Source organism: Arthrobacter sp. 179, from assembly GCF_052379645.1.
Taxonomy (GTDB): Bacteria; Actinomycetota; Actinomycetes; order Actinomycetales; family Micrococcaceae; genus Arthrobacter_H.
In genome coordinates, this window is the sequence record NZ_JBQSYU010000001.1 from 244155 (window position 1) to 262159 (window position 18005).

The 18005-nt window shown below is 64.6% G+C and carries 16 protein-coding genes; 10 read left to right on the plus strand and 6 right to left on the minus strand.

Translation table 11 applies throughout. The features are described from left to right. Window positions 1-343: 343 nt before the first annotated feature. Both ACT3UE_RS01240 and ACT3UE_RS01245 read left to right on the plus strand, forming a co-directional pair. On the plus strand, window positions 344-1039 hold the full coding sequence (locus tag ACT3UE_RS01240; protein ID WP_441356576.1) for a hypothetical protein: 696 nt from the start codon (window positions 344-346) through the stop codon (window positions 1037-1039). Continuing rightward, window positions 1040-1540, plus strand: coding sequence for a GNAT family N-acetyltransferase (locus tag ACT3UE_RS01245; RefSeq protein WP_441356575.1), 501 nt, complete (start codon window positions 1040-1042; stop codon window positions 1538-1540). It begins immediately after the preceding gene. Between the two features lie 36 nt (window positions 1541-1576). On the opposite strand, the gene ACT3UE_RS01250 is transcribed toward ACT3UE_RS01245, so the two are convergent. After that, window positions 1577-1984, minus strand: coding sequence for a RidA family protein (locus tag ACT3UE_RS01250; protein ID WP_444566104.1), 408 nt, complete (start codon window positions 1982-1984; stop codon window positions 1577-1579). A gap of 219 nt (window positions 1985-2203) precedes the next feature. Between ACT3UE_RS01250 and mobF the strand changes: the two genes are divergently transcribed. After that, a complete protein-coding gene (gene mobF, locus ACT3UE_RS01255) occupies window positions 2204-5659 on the plus strand; it encodes a MobF family relaxase (protein WP_441442611.1) in 3456 nt (1151 codons plus the stop codon). Between the two features lie 171 nt (window positions 5660-5830). On the opposite strand, the gene ACT3UE_RS01260 is transcribed toward mobF, so the two are convergent. The 3 genes from ACT3UE_RS01260 to ACT3UE_RS01270 are packed head-to-tail and all read right to left on the minus strand — an operon-like array spanning window position 5831 to window position 8445. Beyond that, window positions 5831-6682, minus strand: coding sequence for an ABC transporter ATP-binding protein (locus ACT3UE_RS01260; RefSeq protein WP_441356572.1), 852 nt, complete (start codon window positions 6680-6682; stop codon window positions 5831-5833). Next, window positions 6657-7355, minus strand: coding sequence for a TetR/AcrR family transcriptional regulator (locus tag ACT3UE_RS01265; protein WP_441356571.1), 699 nt, complete (start codon window positions 7353-7355; stop codon window positions 6657-6659). The genes ACT3UE_RS01260 and ACT3UE_RS01265 overlap by 26 nt, the downstream gene beginning before the upstream one ends. 58 nt (window positions 7356-7413) lie before the next feature. Next, on the minus strand, window positions 7414-8445 hold the full coding sequence (locus ACT3UE_RS01270; RefSeq protein WP_444554471.1) for an ABC transporter substrate-binding protein: 1032 nt from the start codon (window positions 8443-8445) through the stop codon (window positions 7414-7416). Between the two features lie 65 nt (window positions 8446-8510). Here ACT3UE_RS01270 and ACT3UE_RS01275 point away from each other — a divergent pair, with 65 nt between their 5' ends. The 4 genes from ACT3UE_RS01275 (at window position 8511) to ACT3UE_RS01290 (ending at window position 12966) form a co-directional block, all read left to right on the plus strand. Further along, the gene (locus tag ACT3UE_RS01275; protein ID WP_441442605.1) at window positions 8511-9401 is read left to right on the plus strand and encodes a siderophore-interacting protein; all 891 of its coding nucleotides are present in this window, start codon (window positions 8511-8513) and stop codon (window positions 9399-9401) included. Between the two features lie 67 nt (window positions 9402-9468). Beyond that, window positions 9469-10410, plus strand: coding sequence for a FecCD family ABC transporter permease (locus ACT3UE_RS01280; protein ID WP_441839901.1), 942 nt, complete (start codon window positions 9469-9471; stop codon window positions 10408-10410). Between the two features lie 29 nt (window positions 10411-10439). Further along, window positions 10440-11459 (plus strand): FecCD family ABC transporter permease, encoded by a 1020-nt coding sequence (locus ACT3UE_RS01285; protein WP_441839907.1) that lies wholly within the window; start codon window positions 10440-10442, stop codon window positions 11457-11459. A 616-nt stretch (window positions 11460-12075) separates the two neighbouring features. Next, on the plus strand, window positions 12076-12966 hold the full coding sequence (locus tag ACT3UE_RS01290) for a DMT family transporter (protein ID WP_444554472.1): 891 nt from the start codon (window positions 12076-12078) through the stop codon (window positions 12964-12966). Between the two features lie 70 nt (window positions 12967-13036). On the opposite strand, the gene ACT3UE_RS01295 is transcribed toward ACT3UE_RS01290, so the two are convergent. Then, the gene (locus ACT3UE_RS01295; protein ID WP_444566105.1) at window positions 13037-13942 is read right to left on the minus strand and encodes a hypothetical protein; all 906 of its coding nucleotides are present in this window, start codon (window positions 13940-13942) and stop codon (window positions 13037-13039) included. Window positions 13943-14130: 188 nt separating this feature from the next. On the opposite strand from ACT3UE_RS01295, the gene ACT3UE_RS01300 reads away from it, so the two are divergent. The 3 genes from ACT3UE_RS01300 (at window position 14131) to ACT3UE_RS01310 (ending at window position 17319) form a co-directional block, all read left to right on the plus strand. Beyond that, window positions 14131-14676 (plus strand): peptidylprolyl isomerase, encoded by a 546-nt coding sequence (locus ACT3UE_RS01300; protein WP_444554474.1) that lies wholly within the window; start codon window positions 14131-14133, stop codon window positions 14674-14676. A 121-nt stretch (window positions 14677-14797) separates the two neighbouring features. Further along, window positions 14798-15670 (plus strand): rhomboid family intramembrane serine protease, encoded by an 873-nt coding sequence (locus ACT3UE_RS01305; protein WP_444566106.1) that lies wholly within the window; start codon window positions 14798-14800, stop codon window positions 15668-15670. A 677-nt stretch (window positions 15671-16347) separates the two neighbouring features. Beyond that, window positions 16348-17319, plus strand: coding sequence for a GNAT family N-acetyltransferase (locus ACT3UE_RS01310; protein WP_444554475.1), 972 nt, complete (start codon window positions 16348-16350; stop codon window positions 17317-17319). Window positions 17320-17347: 28 nt separating this feature from the next. On the opposite strand, the gene ACT3UE_RS01315 is transcribed toward ACT3UE_RS01310, so the two are convergent. Further along, the gene (locus ACT3UE_RS01315) at window positions 17348-17962 is read right to left on the minus strand and encodes a LysE/ArgO family amino acid transporter (RefSeq protein ID WP_444554476.1); all 615 of its coding nucleotides are present in this window, start codon (window positions 17960-17962) and stop codon (window positions 17348-17350) included. Window positions 17963-18005: the final 43 nt, after the last annotated feature.

Sequence of the window (18005 nt, forward strand, 5' to 3'; positions counted from 1 at the left end):
AGATTCGCAGGCATCGGGAGGTCGTAAGGGTCAGGTTCCCCGGCCCGGTAAGCCTCCCAACGCGCCTGGGTGATGTTCAGCACCCACTCCACGAGCTTCCCCATGTCGGGTTCGGCACGGCGGATCGTGCGGAGACGGAGCTGCCCCGGATCGCTCCCCGCCCCTGCCCCGAGCGCAGCCCGGCTTTGCGCCGCGTGTGGTGGGCGCTCACGGGTCGGGGCTGGGGTCAGGCCACTCACCACCAATCTCATACAAAAGCAGATACGCCAGAACCAAGGTAGCACACTCCTCGCGTAACGGCCATTGTTTGAGATGAAGTGGTGGTTCCACTACGATCAGAGGCATGAGTCAAGACGTGGAGGACATGCCGCTGCTGGTCCCCGAAGACCTGCCAGCAGGCTGGGTGATGCCTGATCCTCCCGTGATCGCCTCTTCTGCCGACTCGGTAGCCATCGATGCCGCGCTCAAGTACGACAAGCGGACATACCCCACGCCGGGGTCGGACGGGAACCTGAGCGGGTATAACGATGGTCGCGACGGTCGCTGGTTCCTCATCGAGCACACCCAGTCCCGTACCCGCGTGCTGCTACGCCTGCAACGCCAATACCTCATGCACCAAGAGCCAATGGGTGAAGTGCGGATCACGGGGATCGTCTACCTGCCCGAGCTGGCGGGCGACCCGGTGGCCAGCCCGATCCTTCGGAACTTGCCGACCTCCCGGATTGAGGCGGCGATCAACCGCCGCCAGTTCACCGTCACCGGAGCCACCCGCTTCGAGGGCGGCACACTCACCATGCCCTCGGGTCGCATTCTCCACTCCTCAGAGGTCATGCAGCCGTTGGGGAACCCGAAGCGGATCGCGGACTTCTACGAAGTCGTCGCCCTCCAACACACCCGCCTCGTAGACGACGGGGAGACAAACCCGACCGCGAAGATGGCAGAAATCAGCCGCGTACCCCTCTCCACCGCACAAGGCTGGGTCGCCCGCGCCCGCTCGAAGGGGTTGCTCCCGCCTGGACGACGCGGACGCGCGGGATAGTTGGACGAAACGCAGAGCATGACCTTTGATTTCGTGAGAGAAGCGACGGCGGCAGACCGTGGGCTGCTCGCGCGGGCGACGCTCGACAACCTGAACTGGAACGGCCCGCGTTTCACCATGCGTGAGGTCGAGGACACCCCGCAGTTCCGCCACTACTACGACGAGTGGCCAAGAGATGAGGACTTCGGCCTCGTCTCTGAGGACGCCGACAGAATGGTCGTCGCAGTGGTCTGGCTACGTTACTTCACCGCCCAAGACCCCGGCTACGGATTCGTCGCGGACACCATCCCGGAGCTGAGCATCTGGGTCAGCGCCGCGCATCGAGGCCAAGGCATTGGTGGACTGCTCCTGCATCGAATCTCCGAGACAGCTCGATCCCGTGGCGTCGCGGCGATCAGCCTCTCCGTCGAGGACGGCAACCCCGCCGCGAGACTCTACGCCCGGCACGGCTTCCGACCTGCCCCGAACGGTGTGCCGGGCTGCCTGCTCATGGAACTCTGACGCAAGCTTTTCGCCACCTACCGGCGGGCTTCGCAGTCAGTCAATGACGGCGGCAACCGCTTCGATCTCGACCAGCTGGTCGTCGTAGCCCAACACCGTCACGCCCATCAACGTGCTCGGCACGTCGTGTTCTCCGAAGGCATCGCGCACGACCTCCCAGGCCGTAACAAGATTGCTCTGCGAAGAAGATGCGACCAGCACGCGAGTGCTGATGACATCCTGGATCGTCGCGCCAGAAGCGGCGAGAGCACGCTTCATCGTTTCGATACATGCGGCAGCCTGGCCCGCGTAATCGCCGACCGCGACGGTGGTACCGTGCTCGTCAAGCGGGCACGATCCGGCGAGGAAGATCAACCGAGAGTCCTTCGGTGCTGTGGCCGCATACGCGTACTCGGCGACGTCTGAGAGGCCGGAAGCGCGGATCAACTGAACGGAACTCGGCATGCCCCTCATTCTCTCAGGACAGTCGCCGCCGTCATGTCCGCGCCACCTGACCCCGTGCCGCCGACCTTGCCGAGCACGCTCCGCACGCGCCACCTATGTACCCCGCCTTCCACCCCAGCACCCATTCTCTCGCCCCAATCTCAGAATGAACGTATCCTAAGTGCCGTAGTTGCTGATACGCTAGATGCCCAATGAGGCGGCGGAAGGGCGGTGGTCGGGATGCATGGCGGCGTGATCCCGTTCCGGGGCACCGGGGCTGATGCGCTGCGCTATGTCGAGTCCGACCGCTCCCGCGCCGACGACTACTACCTCGGCGCGGAGACGACCGTCGCGCAGTTCGCGGCGCTCGACGGATCGGGCGCGGTGACCGCTGAGCTGGCCCTTGACCCTGCCGCGTATGCGGGGTGGGTGGACTGGGTGAACCCGCTCACGGGTGAGTCGATGGGAAGACCTCGGGGTGCGGGGTCGGATCGCAAGGCGTCGCCCCGGTTCATGGAGATGGTCATCAACACGCCCAAGTCGCTGTCGATCGCCGCCGCTCTGCACCCGGAGGTCTCCGACGCTCTCGATGCCGCCCAGCAGGACGCTTTGGCGGAGATTCGGCGCTGGCTCGCCCTCCACTCCGTGACTCGCGTGGGGTCGCTGGGGGCGCAGGAGGTCGTGCCCGTCGAGCAGATGCACGTCGTCGGCATCACCCACAGAACGAGCAGAGCGGGTGATCCGCACCGGCACATTCACATGCAGATCGGCACAAGGGTATGGGCGGCCGGGAAATGGCGGGGCCTGTTCACCGCCGCGCTGTTCAAGCAGCAGAGCGCGATCCGCGCCCTGGGCACCGCGGTGATCGCCGCCAGCCCCGAACTGCATGCTGTGCTTGACCGGCACGGCCTGACTCTCGACCCCGTGACCGGCGAGGTGGCCCAGTTGCAGCCGTTCAACGCGCTCATGTCGAAGCGCGGCAAGCAAGTAGGCGAGAACCTCGAACGCCTCGAAACCGAATGGGATCACGCGCACCCCGGCGAAAGCATGGGGCCGGTCGTCGCCACCCGGCTGCAAGCCGAAGCATGGGCCTACCAGCGGCCTGCGAAGAAACCCACCTCCCTCGCCGAGGAAACCGGCTGGGTGACGGAGCTGCGCGAGGCCGGATACGACCCCGCAACATTGCAACGGCCAGCGCCGCGCGCATCGGTGCGATTGGACGAGTTGAGTGTGCAGGAGGTTGCATCCCGCGCGCTGGATCGTTGCGCCGCTTCCAGTTCCGCGTGGACGGCGCACACGGTGACTGAGCACGCGGCGCGGATCATGACCCAGTACGGCGTGCAAGCATCTCCTGCCGAGATACGAGAGTTCATCACGGCGGCGTCGCGGTTGGCGTTGGAGGATTGCTTCTCGATCCTCCCACCGGACAAGCCTGCGCTGGAGCATGTGGCGCATCTGACGAGCGTGCGCGTCATGCAAGCCGAAACCGAACTGCGCGACCTCCTCACCGCCCGCATACCCAAGATCGAGCCGGCAGTGCCGGACGTGCGCCAGTTGGCGCAGGCCGCCGGCCTCGACGTCGGGCAGACGGAAGCGGCAGCAGCACTCGCATCGGCTGATCCGCTGGTGGTCGTGGAAGGGGCAGCGGGCAGTGGGAAGACGACCATGCTTGCCACGGCCATCCAAGCTGCCGAGCGGGAAAGTCGAGCAACGCGGGTGGTTGCGCCGACGAAGAAGGCCGCCGACGTCGCACACCAGACGCTCGGGGTTCCTGCGGATTCGGTGGCGGCGCTCGTCCACGCGCATGGCTACCGCTGGAACGCCGATGGCGTATGGACACGCCTGGAACCCGGCGACACCGATCCTGAGACCGGACGCACCTATACCGGCCCACCCGATGCGGCATGCCTCCGAGCGGGTGAGCGGATTGTCGTGGACGAGGCGGGCATGCTCGACCAGGACAGTGCCATCGCCCTGTTCACCGTTGCCGCCGAGTCGGGCGCGACGGTTGCGCTTGTGGGTGACCGGGCGCAACTGCCAGCCGTCGGCAGAGGCGGGGTGCTCGATATGGCCGCGCAGATTCGCGGCCGCACCATCGACATGGCCGAAGTCCACCGCTTCACCGATCCCGCCTACGCCGAACTGTCGGTGCGGTTGCGGGAACGGAACGATCCCGGCAAGGTCTTCGACCAACTTGCCGCGCTCGGCCTGATCCGCCTACACGCCGACGCCGAGCACCTGCACGAGCACATCGCCCGCAACCGGAAGGATGGGGAGGCGGTCACGGTCGCCACCAACGACGAAGCCGCCCGCCTGAACGAGCACATCCGCGACCAACGCGCAGGTGCTGGGGCCGTGGACGACGCCGCGCCTATGACAGGCAGCGACGGCCTCCCCATTAGTTGCGGTGATCTGATCCAGACGCGGAAGAACGACACCATCCTGGGGGTCGCGAACCGGCAACTGTGGATCGTGCAGCACGTCGAGGTTGACGGCACCGTGTGGGCGGCCGAAGGAAGCAGTGACCGCAAACGCGAGCACTCCGTGCGCCTGCCTGCCGCGTATGTCGCCGGGCATGCGCATCTTGCTTATGCTTCGACCGCGTACGGGGTGCAGGGCGTCACCGCCAAGGGGTCGCACACGATCCTTAGCGACGCGATGAGCGGAGCCGCCGTGTACGTCGGCATGACCCGAGGCACCAGCGAGAACCAGCTACACATCATCGCCGAGAGTCTGCCCGCCGCGCGTGAGCAGTTCATTGACGCACTCGAACGCGACCGCGCAGACCGAGGACTCCCCCACGCCACACAGCAAGCAGCAGAAGCCGTGCGCGGTCTCGTGGATGACGGCCCCGCGAAACTCGTCAGCACCGAAGTAGTTGCGCTGATTCGACGTGCCGAACAAGCCGAGGCTCGAGCGGCACAGTGGCAGCAAGCCGCCGAAGCCCTGGACGACCTATACACGCGGCAGCGCGCCGAACGCGACCATGTAGTCCAGGCGAACAAGGAAGCTAAGCAGCAGGTTGAACTCGTACGTTCTGAGGTCGCCGAGCCGCTGACCGCGCAGGCACGGGAAGCGTTCACCAATTGGCAAGCCGCCGATGCCGCTGAGAAGACCGCCCACGAGAAGGCGTGGATCGTGGGGAGGCTCAAGAAGCGTCGCGCGACTGCCGAACACGACGCCGCGCGAGGTGTCGCCCGAGACGTGGAGCGGGTGCTCAAGAGAGCGTGGGGTGATCTGCCCCGATGGAACGAGGGGGAGAATGCGTGGGTCGAGCGCGTCACCCGTCCCCGGATCGATGCCGACCCGCGCGTGATCGAAGCCGAGCAACAGCACGCGACCGCTGCGCAGGCGTTGCATGCCGCGCTGGAACCGAACCCGTGGCCCAGCCTGGGCGTCTACGCCCGCATCTTCGGAGAAGAGACCGTGCGGCAGAACCCCGGCGCGTACGTCAACGCGCGCCCCGCACGCCTGGTCGAAGACGCGACCCGCACCGCTCAGCACGCCCGTGCCGAAGCAGATGCGCTTTGCACGCTGACCCCGGCCGAGGCGGTCGAACGGATTAGGCAGACTCGTGCATCGGAGGAGGCTAAGCGCGAGGCTGCCCGCATGCTTGCCGAGCGCGAGCGCCAACTACGCGCCTCCCGATTTGCCTCCACCGATCCACGCCGTGGTGGGCCAAGCCTGGGCCGGTGAGCCGAGCCGTGGCATGAGTGTTCTTATACTTCTGGGGCGCTTCCGCAGGCGATTATCAACCCCGAGTAATCCGTTCGCAACGCTGATCTCCCGGTCTCGGGGGCTAACTACCGACCGGATGCAGCCGTCGGCGCGCGCCGCGAGCAAGGACGGCGCGACCAGCTCTCATTGTCATCGCGTGTTCGCGACGCTGGTGAGGGGGACGATGACAGGGGCTGTGAGTTCCGGGTCGTGAAGGATGCGTGCCTCGATGCCGAACACATCGCGGAGCAGTTCTCCTGTCATGACCTGCTGGGGGGTGCCGCGCGCGACGATCTGTCCCTGACTGACGACGATGAGCTCGTCGGCAAAGACGACCGCCTGGTTGAGATCGTGCAGCACCAGAACGATGGTGCGACCATCGTTCTGGTTCAGTCCTCGCACCAGTTCGAGGACTTCGAGCTGATGGGATACATCGAGGTACGTGGTCGGCTCGTCCAACAGCATGACGGGCGCTTGCTGCGCGAGCAGCATCGCGATCCACACTCGCTGGCGTTGTCCGCCCGAGAGCTCTGCAACGGGCCGATCAGCGAGCTCAGCGATACGGGTCGCTGCCATCGCGTGCTCGACCGCCCTGGTGTCCGCCTCCGTTAGCGTCCTCAGTGCACGTTGGTGGGGGAATCGTCCTCGCGTGACCAACTCTGACACGGTGATGCCGACGGGGGCCGTCGATGTCTGCGGGAGAATTCCGAGCCGCCGCGCAAACTCCTTAGGCGCGTAGCGTCGTACGTCGGTCTCATCAAGCAGAACCGCGCCGTCCGTGGGATTGATCAAGCGGGCGAGGGCCCTGAGAACGGTGGACTTGCCCGAGGCGTTCGGCCCAATGATGACCGTAACCTTGCCCTGCGGGATTTCGACGTTCAGGTCTCGGCAGATTTCACGTCGGTCGTACGCGAGGGTGAGTTGCGTGCCGCGCAGCCTCCCGCCAGTCGCTGAAGGGTTTTTTGGGTCGTAGGTTTTAGGGCGTCGAGTTGGAGTCGTCATCTGGTCTCGTTTCGATCTGGTCTGGTTGGCCGGGGATGCCCGTGATCGAATCGAGCAGTCCCTTGATAAGTGCGTGCGCCCCGAAGAGGAAGTGGCGTTCGGCGTCTTCGTGCTTGAGGACACGTGCAGTCGCGGACAACGCGGGAAAGCGCGGATCGTTGGCCATGCGTCGCAGGTCTCGGCGTCGACCTTCCCCGGCGTGCACGACGTCGGTGACCGCCAGCGAATGCTCAGCGACAGTCGCCAAGAGGATTGAGCTGTGGACCAGGGGGAGCCTGTAAGCCTCGGCAACAGAGCGCTGGTGCGCATCCATCGCGGCGACGAGGGCGGGAGAGATATCCGACGAGGTTCGCAGCAGGAATCCCGCGATGCCCGGGTTTTCGATCGCGAGCCGCCGCAGCGACGATGCAATGGCGAGCAGATGCTCCTCAAGCGGTTGCCCTTCGGGGGCGGGTGCCTCCCAAGAGGCGAAGATTGCTTCGGCGGTGATGATCTGAATATCCTCGATGCCGCTCGTGTGCTTGTAGAGCGATCGGATAGCTACCCCGAGTTCTTGCGCGACATCGGCCACGGTCACCTTGGGGAGGGTGAGCCGCCTTCCCGCGTCGGCAATCGCCTCGCGAGTGATCTTTCTGGGCCGCCCACGACGGGCAGGCGTGGGCTCGGATGTCATGTCGCCAATTCTTCCAGGGAAGGGTGGGGGCACGCCGGTGCCCCCACTCACCATGCGGTTATTGTTCCCCGAGCGCGGGCACGATGCTCCCTGCGATGACCTCGTCGATGACGTACGGGATCGACAGCGGTGAAGGATTGCGCAGCGCCGTGCTGGCCGACAGATCCATCGCGATAAATCCGCCGTTCTTGACCGCGTTGAGCTGTTGGAAAAGCGTTGAGCTCTCCCAGAACGTCTGGGTGTCGGCGCCGAAGAACCCGATCATGACGATGTCCGCGTCGAGCGCGGCAACGTTTTCCTCCGACACTCCTGCTGATCCGGATCCGTCGCCGAGGCCGGGGAGGGCTGCCGCTGTCTCGCTGAAGGTCATGCCGAACGCATTCATGATTTCGACGCTCGCATCGGCGGGATCGTTCATGACCTTGATCTGGTCGGGGGTGCCCAGTGAAAGCGTGTAATCGTGACCTTTGGTGATTGTGTATTCGGCCGCAGCTTCGACCATCTGTTCCTCGACTGCGGCGATCCGGTCGTTGACCTCTTCCAGTAGCCCCAGCGACTCACCGATGGCGCGTGTCTGATCGCGCCACGGGAGCTGTAGGTAGTTCGCGTCCGACGGGCCGAGGACGGGAGCGATCATCGCGAGTTGGTCGTAGTACTGGCCGAGCTGTGTGTAGGTGGTTGCGATGATCAGATCAGGGTCCAGAGCGGCGATCGCCTCGACATCGAGTTCGGCACCATTGGCACCGGTCGTTGTGGTGTCGATGATCTCGGGCGCCTCGTCGAGCTCGGGGGCAAGCCACGGGGCGATGCCGTCCGGGGTTGCGAAGAACTTCGCAATCGCGATCGGAGTGACTCCGAGGTCAACGGCCACATCGGTTTCCAACAGGCCGAGGGTGATCACGCGCTCGGGTGCCTTGTCAAGTTCGAGGGTCCCGTATGCGTGCTCGATCACGATGCTCGCGTCGCCAGAGGCCGAAGGGCCGGTGCCGTCCGGCTCGGCGTCGCTCGTTCCGGAGCAGCCCGCGAGTGCGAGTGTTGCCGTTGTGACGAGGGCCAGAGCCGTGATCGAGTGTCGGCGCGTTCGTTGCATGTGTGTTCCTTTGCGAATGGAGTAAGGTAAGGGCAACCTTAGTGTAATAAATCATGGAGTAGGAAATGAACAACGTGAGCAATGCGCTCTATGGTGGTCGCCATCAGAAAGTTCTTGACCATCCTGACCATCGCGCCGGTGTCAATCACGGGACGATGACGGTGACCGCAGTGGCTGAGATCGCCCCGTCGGTCGTCCGCGTCACAGCGACCCTCGACCACGATGGCGACGCAGAGCGCTGGCGTGTCACGAACCCAGCGATTCGGCTTGAGCTCCCTGACGTAAAAAGTGATGCCATGGTGTCGCGCGTCTACACGGTGCGCGACTATCGAGAATCATCTGCTGGGGTGCGCGAGCTAGACGTCGACATCGTGCGACACGAGGGAGACAGCCCGGTGATGAGGTGGCTCGCCGCCGCACAGCCGGGGATCGCCGTGCGAATCCTTGGCCCGCGTCCGCATTTCTGCCCGGCGATCGTTTCCGAGCGGCCTGCGTGGATGTTTGCTGACGAAACAGCCATTCCCGCCCTGGCAACTATCCTCCGCGACTGGGTCCAGCCGGGTGTGCGAGGAGAAGCCTGGGTCGAAACGCCTGATGAAGCTGTCTTCACTGAGCTTGAAGCACCGGAAGGCGTCGCCCTCCACTGGTTGCCGCGTCCTACGGATGAGCCGCCCGGAACCACCGGACGACTTGTCGCGGCTGCACTAGAAGCCAGTTCTGCCTTCGCCGAACCCGTGACCGTCTGGGCGGGCGGCGAGCATCAGGAGATGCGGCAGATTCGGGATCACTTCCGCCATGATCGCGGCATGGACCGAACCGAGGTCCAGGTTTTCGGCTACTGGCGTCGAAGTCGCACGAGCAGCCAGGTCGATGAAGCACGACTGCAGCGTTATGAGGAAGCGTTGAAGCACAGTTCCCGGATGGCGCCGCTCGATGACTTCGACGTCCAAGACTGAGCGAGGATCCCAGCCCCTCAGACGCTGGTCAACGGCGCTCATCACCATCGGGGTGCTTGGCGCAGCGATGGCATCCGGGCTGTTCATTGGAGGTCAGTCAACCAGCCCGTGGGTCGTCCTCGGGGTGATCAGAGGTGATGTCGACATCGTTGCTCAGGCCTTGGTCGTCGAGATCCGACTCCCCCGGACACTTGCTGCCGCGATCGCCGGTATAGGGCTCGGCCTCGCCGCATCGCTTCTACAGACCCTGACCCGCAACCCGGTGGCCGATGCCGGCCTCCTCGGCGCCAACGCCGGAGCGACGGTGATGATCGCGTTCGGCATCGCGACCGGTATGGCCGCGGACTTCGTCGCACAGAGCGCCTGGGCGCTGCTCGGCGCGCTCACCGCGACCATCCTCGTGAGCGCCGTCGGACTGAGCGGAAGGATCTACTCGGCCACGCGCCTTGTCCTGTTCGGTGTCGCACTGGGTGCGGTGCTCACCGGGATCACCACAGGCCTGATGCTCGCGGTACCCGAAGCCTTCGACAGCATGCGCAGTTGGCTCTCGGGGTCGATGGTCGGCGTTGCGATGCCATCGAATTTGACAGCGGCAATGCTCATCGGTCTGTCACTCATCGTAGCCCTCGCGGTCTCGCGTGCACTGGAGTTGACCCTCATGGGCGATGATGTCGCGCGTGCACTCGGGGCTCGCCTGCTGCCGACGCGGGCGACAACCGTGCTGGCTGTCGCGCTCGCCAGCGCCGCAGCGACTGCTTTAGTTGGACCGATCGGATTTGTCGGGCTCCTTGGCGCTCACCTCGCCGCGGCAACCGCACAACGACTCGCTCTCCCCGCAGCCTTGCGGCACCTCGTCGCCGCTGCTGGCGGGGGCGCGCTACTCGTCTTAGCAGACTTGGTCGGCCGAATCGCGTTCTGGCCTGGAGAGCTTCCCGCGGGCATCGTCGTGGCAGTCATCGGTTCGCCGTTCCTACTACTCATTATCCGCCGCAACCGGAGCCTCACATGACGAGACCGCATCCGCACCCCTCTGTGGCGATGCCGCGAAATGAAGCGTCGCGAGCCACATCCGAAGTCGTCTACCGACGCCGTCGTAGAACGGCTCTCTCGCTCGTTATCGTCGCGGCTGTCGGCGTCACCACGCTGGTACTTGCTGTGTCCGTCGGAAGCTACGCGATCCCGCTCGATCGGTTCTGGCAGGTGCTCACCGGTCAGGGGACGGGCTTCGATCACACTGTTGTCCTGGAATGGCGGATGCCGCGTGGCGTTACGGCCCTCGCCGTTGGTGCGTGCCTCGGCCTGAGCGGAGCCCTGCTGCAGACCGTCACGCGTAACCCTCTAGCCTCCCCCGATCTCATCGGCATTTCCGGGGGCGCATACACCGCCGTGCTGATCCTGCTGGTCTACGTTGGCTCGCAGTGGGAACTCGTCGCACCCGCTGCGCTCATCGGCGCCCTGATCGTTGCCGCAGTTCTCTTCTCCGTCTCCGGTGGACGCAGTACTCAGAGCGGCAGCAGGTTCCTTCTCGCTGGCGTCGCCCTCGCCGCATTGCTCGGCGGTATCAACAGCTGGATCATCCTGTCCGCCTCCCTTGAGTCTGCGATGACGGCAGCCACCTGGGGTGCAGGTTCTCTCGCAGCATCTACATGGCAGACCGTATTTCTCTCTACTGCGGCTCTCGCGGTCGGATCAGTGCTCAGCTCACTTGCCGTGCGGCGGATCAAGGTGCACACGCTCGGCGACGATCTCGCGACGAGCCTGGGTTCCGCACCTCGCACGCTGCGCATCCAGCTGATCGTGATCTCGGTGATGCTTGCGGCCATCGCGACCGCGCTGTGTGGACCAATCGGGTTGCTCCCGCTGGTTGCGCCACCGATCGCGCGTGCGCTCGTCCGTACCTCTGAGGCGCCCCTCGCGCTTTCGACGCTCGTCGCCGCAGTACTCCTCGCGATGGCCGATCTGCTGGCTCAGCACGCACTCCCGGGCGGACCACCCGCGGGTCTCGTCACCACCGTGCTCGGGGGGATCTATCTCATGTTCGTGCTTCTTCGACGGTGAAACTCCTAGGAGATCGCGGCAGATCGCTCCCGGCGGGCTGCCAGCAATGTCTATACAAGGTCGTCGGCTGCGACGCTTGCCGAAAGGGGCCAACGCCCGGGACAAACCATGCGGCACCAAGTACGTTCTCGAATGCACTGAGAGCTACTTGAGCGCCAAGATCAGCCTGGAAGTTGTTAGTCCTCTGCGGTTCTGTGACTCTCAACGCTGATCTGCGCTCACGCGGAGGCAAGAGTTCAATGCGGCTACCGAGTCTTCGCCCACACCGTGCCCCGGTGAATCCCGAACTGCTTCGCGATCGCCTTCACGCTCACCCCGCGCTCACGGGCTGTTCGCATAGCGTCCACTTCGCTGCCTGTGAGGCGTGTTCGAGGTCGTTTACTTGGTTCTGCCGAGGCCCCAATCAGTGAGTCGTCAACCTTGCCCGACTCGTCGCCGTCACCCCGAATCCTTTGATTCCATGCGGAAACGAGCTTCTGAACCCGTGGTCGCCTGTTCCCGCAGCGCCCAATTGCTTCCACATATTGAAGACAAGGTCCCGGGTCATCGACCCGGGACCTTGTCATTTGTGGACTCGCATCCCGAGGGCTTCTTCCCGGCAGCCTAGAGTGGTCATGTGATCTTCCTGCTGGCTCTCGTAGGCGTCCTTGGAGTCTCCGCATCCGGGCCCCTCGTTGCGGCTACGCCCAGTGTCCCGCCTTTGGCCATGGCCTTCTGGCGCAACGGACTCGGTGCCGGCGCCATGGGCGTGATGGCCACGGTCCAAAGCCGCGGACGACTGCGGTTCCCCACGCACCGCGAATGGAAGTACTGCCTGATTGCGGCCGTCGCGTTGGCCCTGCACTTCGCCACGTTCATGACCTCGGTACGTTTGACCACCGTCGCTGCGGCTACTGCGCTGGTGTGCCTGCAGTCCGCCTGGATCGCCGGCTTCCAACGACTCCGTGGAGCTGCTCTGGGCAAGCAGGTCGGGTGGGGCATGGCCCTGTCCTTGGCCGGAGTCGTTGTCATCACCGGTTTCGATGTCGGCGACGGGTCGGCAGAAGCCCTCCTCGGAGACCTACTGGCATTGGTCGGAGGAGCCTTTGCGGGGGCCTACACGCTTGCCGGTAGCAAGGCCCGGGCCACGATGGACACCGGAAGCTATACGACGGTGTGCTACGCCTTGACGGCCGCCATGCTCTTGATCATGTCCGTGCTCATGGGGGAACAGCTCGTCGGGTTCCCGCTCGCCGGATGGGTCGGGATCATCGCGCTGACGGTTGCCTCCCAACTGCTGGGCCATACTGTCTTCAACCACCTGGTCGTGGCCTTGGGGCCACTGGTGGTCTCGATGATCATCCTGCTGGAGATCCCGGGAGCGGCGATCCTGGCCGGGATCTTCCTGGGTCAGAGCCCGCCGGTGGGAACGTACCTGGGGCTGATCCTGATCCTACTCGGGCTCCTGGCAGTGGTCTGGGGGCAAGGGCGGAGCCTACGGCACCTGCCAGCCGTCCAGGATGACTGAGCACCAGACAAGACAAAAGCGGCGGTGATCCTTCAGGATCACCGCCGCTTCACGCGTTTCGGATGAATGCTTACTTATCGTCCGAATCGTCGGCACGCCGGCGTGCGGAGCTCCGCGGGCCCGGCTTCGGGGCGTCCGTGCCCTCCTCGGCGGCAGGGGCCTTTGCGGCCTCGGGTGCCTTCGGTGTCGGCTCGGCTGCGACCGGTGCCTTCGGCTCTTCGGTTTCCGCCTTGGCCTGTGCCGTGGCCTCGGTGACGTGGGTGTGCACGTCCTCGGTCTTCAGCTGGGTCTCGGGAGCCGGAACCGGCGCGGGGACGGGGGCCGGCTCGACCGGGGTCTTCCAAGGATCCTCGACGGGCTTGGAAGCACGCCAGGCGGCCACTCCTGCGGTGACCACCGCGGCGATGATGCCAAAGACCAGGAAACCGCGCTTACGGCTCTGACGGGCCTTTTCGCGCTTGAGCTGCTTGGAGGCTTCCTTGGCTGCGGTCACTGCGGCCTTCTGGGCCCGCTTGAGTGCCTTCTTGTCACCGGTGGCCCGGGCAACTGCCTGCTCGACCTGAGCGGGAACCTGGACATCATCCAACCGACGCGCCGCGTATCCGGCGGCATCGCCCAGACGTGCACTTGCGGAAGGGATGTAGTCATTGACCACGACATCGCGGGCATGCTGCAAGGCCGGGGTGGCTTTGTCGAGGGTTTCCTGCAGCCGCGGAGAAACGTCATCGACGGCCTGGGAGATGCGCGGAGCGACCTTGTCGAGACCGTCTTGGATCTTCGGGGTCACCTTGGCGACACCACCGGCAATTTCATTGGTGGCACGCTGGAATCCCTCCTGGATGCGCGGGGAGGCATTCTCGACGCCCTTCTCAAGCCGGGGCACCGCCCAGTTGACGGCTGCATCTACCTTCGGGGCTGCCCAATCACGGGCATTCCCGGTACCGGCATTGACCGAACAACGCAGATCTCGGGCCATTCGCTTCTTCTTCTTCACACGTTCCTCCCAAGTAGTTGGAGTATCCACGCCTAGCCTACGCGTTGGAGGGTTGACGGGCTATTCACGACGTGGGTGAGGCTACCGTCCAGGACCGATGTTCACTGTCCGCGTAGTCGACCTGCCGCGGGGGCTCACGGATGAGTGCGGGGAAGTGGAAGAATGAAGTCATGACTGCAATCCCCACGCATAAGGCCACCATCCACACGAACCACGGTGACATCGTGGTCAACCTGTTCGGCAACCACGCCCCGAAGACGGTCAAGAACTTCATCGGACTCGCCACCGGCGAGCAGGACTGGACCCACCCGGAATCGGGCGAGGAGAAGACCGGCACCCCGTTGTACGACGGCACGATCTTCCACCGCATCATTTCCGACTTCATGATCCAGGGCGGGGACCCGTTGGGCCAGGGCGTCGGCGGCCCCGGCTACCGATTCGACGATGAGATCAACCCCGATCTGGACTTCAACGAGCCCTATAAGCTCGCCATGGCCAACGCCGGCCTGCAGATGGGCCGGGGCACCAACGGTTCGCAGTTCTTCATTACGACGGTCCCGACCACCTGGTTGCAGGGAAAGCACACCATTTTCGGTGAGGTGACGGACGAGAAATCCCGGGAAATTGCTGCCGCGCTGAACAAGGTTCCGACCGATGGCCGCGATAAGCCGCTTGAGGACGTTGTCGTCTCAAGCATCGACGTCGAGGCCCTCTAGACTCAGGAACAGCCACGGCGGACATCCCCCGCACAGCAAGGGCGGTTCCCCATCGACTCCCCGGAGCCGACGGGGACCGCCCTTTCGTCTTCCATCCCTGACCACGAACCAGGAGCATGACATGGCCTTCGGCCAACCAGAGCAGGAACCCCAGACGCCGGTTCCGACGTGCCCGCGGCATCCCGATCGTCCCTCGTACGTTCGCTGCCAACGCTGTGGGCGCCCCGCCTGTCCCGAATGCCAGCGCACGGCCGCCGTGGGGGTCCAGTGCGTTGAATGCGTCGCGCAGGCAAACAGCGAACGGCGCCGACCGCAGACGGTCACCGGCGGGCGGCTGACCTCTGGACGTCCGACCGTCACGTATGCGGTGATTGCCCTGTGCGTGGTGCTCTTCGGAGGCCAGTACCTGATACCGGGGCTGACGGATCGTCTGCTCTATGCCGGCCTGTACACAGGGAGCGAACCGTGGCGCATGATCACTTCCTTGTTCCTGCACTCCACGGGTCTGATCATGCACATCGCCTTCAACATGTATGCCCTCTACATCCTGGGCCGGGTCCTGGAGCCGGCCCTGGGGCACGTGAGGTTCGCGGTCCTGTACCTGGTGGCCGGTTTCGGCGGCTCGGTGGGTGTGTTGCTTCTTGCGGCGCCGAACGTCGCGGTGGTCGGCGCCTCCGGCGCCGTATTCGGGCTATTCGGCGCGTTCATGGTCGTGACCAAGGCCCACGGTGGCAACCTCGTCCCCGTGTTGGTGATCATCGGCATCAACCTAGTCATCGGTTTCCTGCCGGGCGCCAACATCGCCTGGCAGGCCCACGTGGGCGGTCTGGTCACCGGTGGTGCGGTAGCGGCCGTGTTGGTCTTTTCCCCGCGCGGTAGGAACCGGGCACTCCTTCAATGGAGCGGCATCGGGATCATCGTGGTGGCGCTTGGCGTACTCACCTGGTTGGGCTGGGCACCGATCCGCGCACTGTACCAACCAATAATGGGTTGATCGACCAGCGGTCCGGTTGTATTCGGGTCACATCCACGGGGTGGGCGGTGGAATCATTCCACCGCCCACCCCCTTTTTCGTCGCTCCCGGGGAAGACTATCCACAGGGTTTATCCACATTGTTAATAACTCACAGCCGTGTAATTCACTGAACATTCCGTCCGCGCATCCCCGGGTGCTGGCCCGAAGGCATCAAATCGTGGGCCGATCCGCTTGAATATTCACATAACAATCCACACCTGTGGATAACTGTCGTGCACAGCCTGTGCGTACAGCTTCATGACGAGCTTTCGAGCAGTGCCCGTCGGCCCGGGGACACCAAAACCGCGAAATCACGCGGAAATTCGAACATCGAGTCGTCATCCACAGGGGTTGTCCACATTGTTAATAACTCACACCCATGTAATTCGAATGCCTTCCGGGACCTGCATCCCTGCCAGCGCGGGCTAATCGAACATAGTTACGCACAGCTCTATCCCCAGCTGTGGATAACTATATTCACAGCATGTGCATGACTGGGGTGAACCCGGACCGGAACGCTGATCGACCCCACCAGCAGGCCCCTGACACCACGGTGGAACACGGGGTGGGGAGGTGACGTGGGACAACACTCGCCTGTATCTTGAGTCCACCCTGGAAATTCCGGCGGCATCGGGGCAGGGGATGACTGGAGGATCCATGACCATACGCTTTTCCGCCCTGTCAGCCGTCGATCTCGTTGCCTGGTCCGGTCTGACGAACCTCTTGGCGCAGGCCGATGAGACCGACGAGTTCTACGATGCCGAGGATCTCGCGGAAGAACTGGAAGAACCCGGATTCGATCCGGGACGGGACAGCATCGCGGTGTGGGACGGCGAGGAACTGGTGGGTTTTGGGCAGCTGCGTGTGGCTGACGTGCTCTTCGAGGGCCAGGCCAAGGCAACCATCGATGGTGGAGTGCATCCGGACCACCGGGGCCGAGGAATCGGCCGCCGGATCATGGATGGCCTGGAGGCCCGTGCGCGCGAATTGGCGGCGCAGAGGCACCCCGGGGCTCCGGTGAGCGTGGGTTTGGCAACAGGAGCCGAAGGATCCAGCTCGGGACGCATGGCCGTGTCGCGGGGCTACGCCCCGGTTCGATATTTCACCGACATGATGATCGAGTTGCCGCGTCGGCGCGGTGACACCGTGGAGGCGCCCCCCTCAACGGAAGGGCCGCTGATAGAGGTCTACACCGCAGAGATGGAAGAAGCGGTCCGACGGGCCCATAATGATGCCTTCGCCGATCACTGGGGGGCGGTCCCGAAGACCCGGGAACGATGGGCCGATCAGCAGTCCGCCCGAAGCTTCCGTGCGTCCCTGAGCCCGGTCGTCCGCACCAGGGATATCGGGCTGGATCCGGTGGAAAGCGTCGATGGATATGCCTTGTGTGGTCAATGGGCCGAGGGGGAGATCCATGTCAGCTTGCTGGGCACCAGGAGTCGCGCCCGCCACCAAGGGCTGGCCTCCGCCCTGTTGGATTGGATCGTGACGGAAGCAGAGCGCGATGGGTACCGGATGGTGGACCTGGCGGTTGATTCAGCCAGCCCCACCGGTGCGGGCCGCGTTTACGAACGGGCCGGGTTCACGGCGGTCCGGACCTGGACGGTCCATAGGCGTCAACTGGACTGACCGTGTCGTCGCTCGTCCCAGCCGAGGTTCATGGCCCGGTGAGCAAGCTGATGGCGACCAACAACATGACCGCGGCTACCAGGCCATCCAGGACCCGCCAGGAGCCGGGGCGGGCGAAGAAGCCGGCCAGGAGGCGGGCGCCGAATCCGACCGCCGGAAACCAGAGGAAGCTTCCCAGCACGGCCCCGGCGGCGAAGATCCACCTCCCCGGGTCGCCGTGGGCGCTGGCAATCGTGCCGAGCAGGATCATGGTGTCCAGATAGACGTGGGGATTCAACCAGGTCAGCGCGGCAGCAGTGGCTAGTACCGACCTGCGGGTGGTCCCCGGGGTCCCGCGGTCGACGGTGAGCGCCGCAGGACGGACAACCCGACGCAGCGCCACGAAGGCATAACCGACAAGGAAGGCGGCCCCCGCCCAACGGGCCAGCACCAGCAGCCAGGGGGCCGTGGCGACCAGGGCCCCCACCCCGGCAACGCCGGCGAAGATCAAGACCGCATCGGAGAGGGCGCAGATGAGGACAACGCCGAGCACGTGTTCGCGCCGGATGCCTTGGCGCAGTATGAAGGCATTCTGTGCCCCGATCGCGATGATCAACGCCAAACCGGAACCCAGTCCGGCGAGCAGGGAAGGAAAATAGGTCACTGGTCAACGGTAAGCGGAGCAACATGCAGTAGACCAGCTAAAG

Excerpts from the sequence above, each read along its gene's own strand:
- ACT3UE_RS01240 (WP_441356576.1), top strand. The coding sequence starts at position 344 with ATGAGTCAAGACGTGGAGGACATGCCGCTGCTGGTCCCCGAAGACCTG.
- ACT3UE_RS01250 (WP_444566104.1), bottom strand. The coding sequence starts at position 1,984 with ATGCCGAGTTCCGTTCAGTTGATCCGCGCTTCCGGCCTCTCAGACGTC.
- mobF (WP_441442611.1), top strand. The coding sequence starts at position 2,204 with ATGCATGGCGGCGTGATCCCGTTCCGGGGCACCGGGGCTGATGCGCTG.
- ACT3UE_RS01260 (WP_441356572.1), bottom strand. The coding sequence starts at position 6,682 with ATGACGACTCCAACTCGACGCCCTAAAACCTACGACCCAAAAAACCCT.
- ACT3UE_RS01265 (WP_441356571.1), bottom strand. The coding sequence starts at position 7,355 with ATGACATCCGAGCCCACGCCTGCCCGTCGTGGGCGGCCCAGAAAGATC.
- ACT3UE_RS01270 (WP_444554471.1), bottom strand. The coding sequence starts at position 8,445 with ATGCAACGAACGCGCCGACACTCGATCACGGCTCTGGCCCTCGTCACA.
- ACT3UE_RS01275 (WP_441442605.1), top strand. The coding sequence starts at position 8,511 with ATGAACAACGTGAGCAATGCGCTCTATGGTGGTCGCCATCAGAAAGTT.
- ACT3UE_RS01280 (WP_441839901.1), top strand. The coding sequence starts at position 9,469 with ATGGCATCCGGGCTGTTCATTGGAGGTCAGTCAACCAGCCCGTGGGTC.
- ACT3UE_RS01285 (WP_441839907.1), top strand. The coding sequence starts at position 10,440 with ATGCCGCGAAATGAAGCGTCGCGAGCCACATCCGAAGTCGTCTACCGA.
- ACT3UE_RS01295 (WP_444566105.1), bottom strand. The coding sequence starts at position 13,942 with ATGGCCCGAGATCTGCGTTGTTCGGTCAATGCCGGTACCGGGAATGCC.
- ACT3UE_RS01300 (WP_444554474.1), top strand. The coding sequence starts at position 14,131 with ATGACTGCAATCCCCACGCATAAGGCCACCATCCACACGAACCACGGT.
- ACT3UE_RS01305 (WP_444566106.1), top strand. The coding sequence starts at position 14,798 with ATGGCCTTCGGCCAACCAGAGCAGGAACCCCAGACGCCGGTTCCGACG.
- ACT3UE_RS01310 (WP_444554475.1), top strand. The coding sequence starts at position 16,348 with ATGACCATACGCTTTTCCGCCCTGTCAGCCGTCGATCTCGTTGCCTGG.